Genomic DNA, 4341 nt, shown 5'->3' with positions numbered 1-4341 from the left:
CATTGCGAACGATGAGGACTGACGCTCGACGGTTCCAGACCACCAACTGAGCTGGATTTGCAGCAGCACCAACAGTGGCAACGCGTGGAGCACCTTGGGCAGCAAGGCAGATCAGCACCTGCGGTGCTGTCTTGAGCATGGTGTGAAGTCAGTGACAGGCGGAGTGATGGCTACGGGCTTGACGAGGTGAGGTCGGCGTTGGACCGCTTACGCATGGAAGAATAGCGAAGGTGCTCTATATGGAAAACATCTGTGGAGTTGTGAACCAATGGGCGAGGAAGTGCGCGCTATCTACGTCAATCTAAGATAGCCACGGACCACAATTCATTCCGCTTCTACTGCTCCCGGCGACCAGAGACCTCATGAGCCTGTGGGCTGCAAACACGCTCCCATTCCTCATATTTGAGATCACGGTTGCGGGACAACCGAGCGCGTAGAGTAGCCGCCGCACAATATTCCAGCTTGTAACAGCGAGACCATGGTCGATCCGCTCGACCAGCCACTCATGGTCATGGCCAGATGACACCAGCTCGCAGGTTGCTCGTACAGATTTGGCAAGTTCTGCCAATGAGCATGGTCCTCCTTCCGCTCCCCGTCTGGGCGCAGGATATCGCAACTGCCGGGTCCAAGGAACTGCTGCCGCGGGTTCCGAATTGGCTGGAGATCTGGCTGCACGGAACGGCGCGCGGCATCGAGATTGTTGGGGTTGCCGTCATCGTGCTTGGCGCCATAGGCGCCACGCTCCGCTATGTTTGGCAGTTGCTGCGATCGGGCAGTTCTGCTGCCATCTATGATGCCTATCGGGCTAGCCTCGGTCGCGCCATCCTGCTTGGCCTCGAATTCCTGGTTGCGGCCGACATCATCGGTACCGTCGCCGTCGAGCCTACTCTCGAGAACCTGGGCGTCTTGGCTGTCATTGTGCTGATCCGAACCTTCCTCAGCTTTTCCCTTGAGGTTGAGATCCAGGGCCGCTGGCCCTGGCAACAGACACCAGCCCGGAAGGCAGAGCCGGGGCGACTGGAGCGAAACCCATGATCGAGAACGAGGGTCAGCAACGGCAGGAACCAGAGGCAACCGACCGTCGCACCACCTTGGCGGCGGATCGAACCGTGTTTGCTGCCGAACGTACCTATGCTGCCTGGGTCCGCACCGGCCTTGCCGCGCTTGCCAGCGGTGTCGGCGCGCGCAAGCTGCTGGAGGGGCATGTCCCGGAGTGGACCATCCTTTTAGGCGGTACCGTGCTGGTGCTCCTCAGCGCGTTCAGCTTCGGGGCAGGTGTCTGGCGGCAGGTGCTACATCCTGGATCCCTACCACCAGAGGGCGATACCAAGCGGATCTACCCGCCGATCCTGATCACTGTGAACGCTGCCCTGATCATCGTGGCAATCAGCGCCCTGATCGGGATCTGGACGGGGTAATCTCGGCCCGAGCTAGGGATCCGCCCGTTCTTGTGCCACTGCATCTATATGGGAGCAGCCGCCGCATGATGGGCCGGCTGTGCAATTGCAAATATTGTTCTGAGTCGGATGTGCATTCGTGCCCGTCAGAACGGCTGAAACGTCGTCGCGATCAAGCGGCACTTACTACGCGCGAGCTGTGACAGCCGGGTCAGCAAGCAGCTGACCCTCAGCAAGGCCCCGAGGTGACGGCGTTCTACGCCCGTCTCACGTGCCAACACGAACTTCCTTCCTAAGTACGCGTGGATGGCATGGTCGACCGCTGCAGGAGGTGCGGCGGACATGGGCACTTTAGGCAGAAGGCATCCAACTGACAGGTACGCCTGGCCCGTCACTGCAGGGACAGGTGACGCTCAGGCAATCAGGGGCACCGGCTGGCAGATCTTGTTGGCAACCCGCAACTATCGCCGAGTTGGCCCGTTGCTCCAGCGTCGCCCTGCATTCTTCCGGCGACGTTCCTTGAGGTATGGCAAGCCGCCTCTCGCCATGGTGAGTGAGGACCTCATGATAAATTGGGTGCTTGCGAGGCTTCCCCTTGGGCGGAATGCCACGCGTCCGCTGTTCCTGATAGTTGCCGTTCTTACAACCCTTGTTGCCGACGCAGACGCCGCGGCACAGAACAATGCCGCCCGCTTGCAATGGGACCTGATCTGGACTGGGCATTACGAGGCCACAGTGGATGGCCGGATCGGGCCGGCCACACAGCGCGCGATCCGCTCCTATCAGTCCGCAGCCGGCATGCTGCCGAGTGGCGAGCTTTCGCAGGCACAGAGAAAGCAGCTGACGGCAGATGCCGCTGCCGCCGAGGCGAAGGCCGGTTGGACGATCTACCAGAACCCCGTCGCCGGCTACCGCATTGGCTACCCTGCGGCCCTTCTGCCGCTCTCACGCTCCCTCGGCCCCACTGGTCAGGAGTTCTACCGTGGCGACATGTCGGCCAACCTCGCCATGTTGGTGACCGGGCCTGACAGCGAAGCCGCGTTCCGCGCCTCCTTTGACAAGATCGCCACCGACGAGTCGCATATTACCGTTTACAAGATCTTCCGGCCGAACTGGTTCGTCGTCAGCTTCCTGATCAATGACTCCGGCTATTATGTCATGTCGCGCAGGAAGGCTGGCGCCACGGCGAGTTACGTTCTGCGCTGGCCGAAAAGCGAGGATCGCAGCTTCCGGCCGGTCGCGACCGCGATCGCCAACTCCTTCCACGTCCCGGCCAACATCGCCCGATAATCGTCACTGGCTTCGCGCCGGCGAAACATCCTCAGAGAGCCGGTACAGGTTGTCCTCCGGCGAGAGCTGGTTCCCAGGCGCATAGGGGTTGTTCATCAACCGCTTGATCGCCATCCGGTAGGCCTCGGAATCGGTGCTGTAGGGATCGGCGATGCCATCTATCCAGCGATCCACCGCCTGCCGGACATCCACTTGGCTGGCGCGGTCTCGATGATAGCGCTGGGTGTCCGCCCGATAATTCGGCGTGGTGGCGAGCTGCTCCGCGACAAAGTCGATTGCCTCGGCTCGATCGGCAAACACAACGAACCGGTCGTGCGGGCCGGGCTCCGGGCAATCGATCTGCCAAGCCTTCCGGTCGCCTACCGCAGGTCCTGGCACGTACTTCCAGGCCAGAAGGTTGTTGGTCTCCTGTGCCATCCTCGTCCAGCCATAGCCGGATTCCTGGATTGCCATGGCGGTCAGGGCTGCAGCCGGCACGCCATGCTCTCGCTCGGCCTGCTGTGCCAATCGGCCGACCTCGTCGACGAAGGTCCGCTCCTCCGCCTGGGTCGGATGCCCAGGCTGGGGTTGCTGGCAGCCCCAGCCTGCCTCAGCCGTGCTCGCCGTCTCTGCGGTAGCACTCTCCTCCACCGGCAGCCCAGCATCCGCCGCGACATTCCGAACAGTCGAGCAAGCGGTCAGTGCTGACAGAAGAACAAAGGGAGCTCCATAGACAGCCCATTTCATCCTACCGCTCCATCGCCTAGAATTGGCGCAGGCATGCAACAAGCCGTCGCGCGGGAAGTTCCTCAACTCACCAGTATGGTCACCATCGGATTAGTTGGGAGAGGGCACTGCTTCTGCTCGTCCAACTTCAGATTCCAATAAATATATTTGCTTCTGATCTAATTTCTACAGTGTTGGCCCCGGCGGTCGGCAGTATCCGCACCTCTCGTCAGGCGAGTTCTCTGCAGCTACTGCATATCTGCCGCTTCTGCCGGCTCTATCGCTCCAAACTGCCTGCCGCTGTACTGCGGGCGGTCGCAGGCCAGCTCGGCCGTGATCACTGCCACATTCCGCGCAAGAGCGGCCAGCCGCCCCGCAGGGGACCGACTCTAGACTGCGCACGTGCAACCACCATGCCGATTGAGGCAAGTGCCCACTCCTCGATCAGCTGGATGCCAGCCTTCTCCAAGCACCCTGCAGCTTCCTGAAGGTGCTGGCACGGCCACGGGTGGCCTCGCGCTCGATGTTGTTCACGACAGCTAACGAAAGGCTGAGGCCTCTGCCAGCTCGTGCTGCGTCCACCCGAGCAAGGCTCGGGCAGCACGCACCTGACGAGCGGTGATCATCTGGACCTCCGCCCGCTTTGCCAGGTAGGGTTGCTAGCCTTCACCCAACAGGCGCCGCTCGCATAGGCCGAGCCAGGCGGCAGATCGAGATCCGCGCACAGATCGTGGGGCATCACGTCGGCAAAGTTGTGCAGGAGGCCAGCGGCAAGCACGCTCAATGTGACCCCAGGGTTTCCGTTACAAGCACGACAGCTCATGGACCAAAAGCCGCCGCCCGGCTGGATCAGCAATCACCGGCCGAGTATGACCGCCGACGGATGCACCGGCAGGAATAGGGCATGAGCCGAACGATGATCGGCGACCCGCGCTTCTTCACGCGGAGC

The 4341-nt window shown here is 61.7% G+C and carries 4 protein-coding genes; 3 read left to right on the top strand and 1 reads right to left on the bottom strand.

Annotation, left to right across the window (positions count from 1 at the left end; genetic code table 11):
- Positions 1 to 567 precede the first annotated feature (567 nt).
- The 3 genes from HLA95_RS26720 to HLA95_RS26710 all read left to right on the top strand — a co-directional run bounded on the left by HLA95_RS26720 (position 568) and on the right by HLA95_RS26710 (position 2687).
- Entirely contained in the window at positions 568 to 1035 is a 468-nt protein-coding gene (locus HLA95_RS26720) for a DUF1622 domain-containing protein (protein WP_222185047.1), read from the top strand.
- On the top strand, positions 1032 to 1418 hold the full coding sequence (locus tag HLA95_RS26715) for a YidH family protein (RefSeq protein WP_191060908.1): 387 nt from the start codon (positions 1032 to 1034) through the stop codon (positions 1416 to 1418). Before HLA95_RS26720 ends, HLA95_RS26715 begins: the two co-directional genes overlap by 4 nt.
- Before the next feature lie 555 nt (positions 1419 to 1973).
- Positions 1974 to 2687: a peptidoglycan-binding domain-containing protein gene (locus HLA95_RS26710; RefSeq protein ID WP_191060907.1), complete on the top strand. Its 714-nt coding sequence runs from the start codon at positions 1974 to 1976 to the stop codon at positions 2685 to 2687.
- A 3-nt stretch (positions 2688 to 2690) separates the two neighbouring features.
- On the opposite strand, the gene HLA95_RS26705 is transcribed toward HLA95_RS26710, so the two are convergent.
- Entirely contained in the window at positions 2691 to 3413 is a 723-nt protein-coding gene (locus HLA95_RS26705; RefSeq protein WP_191060906.1) for a glucosaminidase domain-containing protein, read from the bottom strand.
- Positions 3414 to 4341: the final 928 nt, after the last annotated feature.

Source organism: Geminicoccus harenae (genome assembly GCF_019800005.1).
Taxonomy (GTDB): domain Bacteria; phylum Pseudomonadota; class Alphaproteobacteria; order Geminicoccales; family Geminicoccaceae; genus Geminicoccus; species Geminicoccus harenae.
The sequence above is the reverse complement of the archived record's forward strand: the minus strand, read 5'-3'. Positions and strand labels throughout refer to the sequence as shown.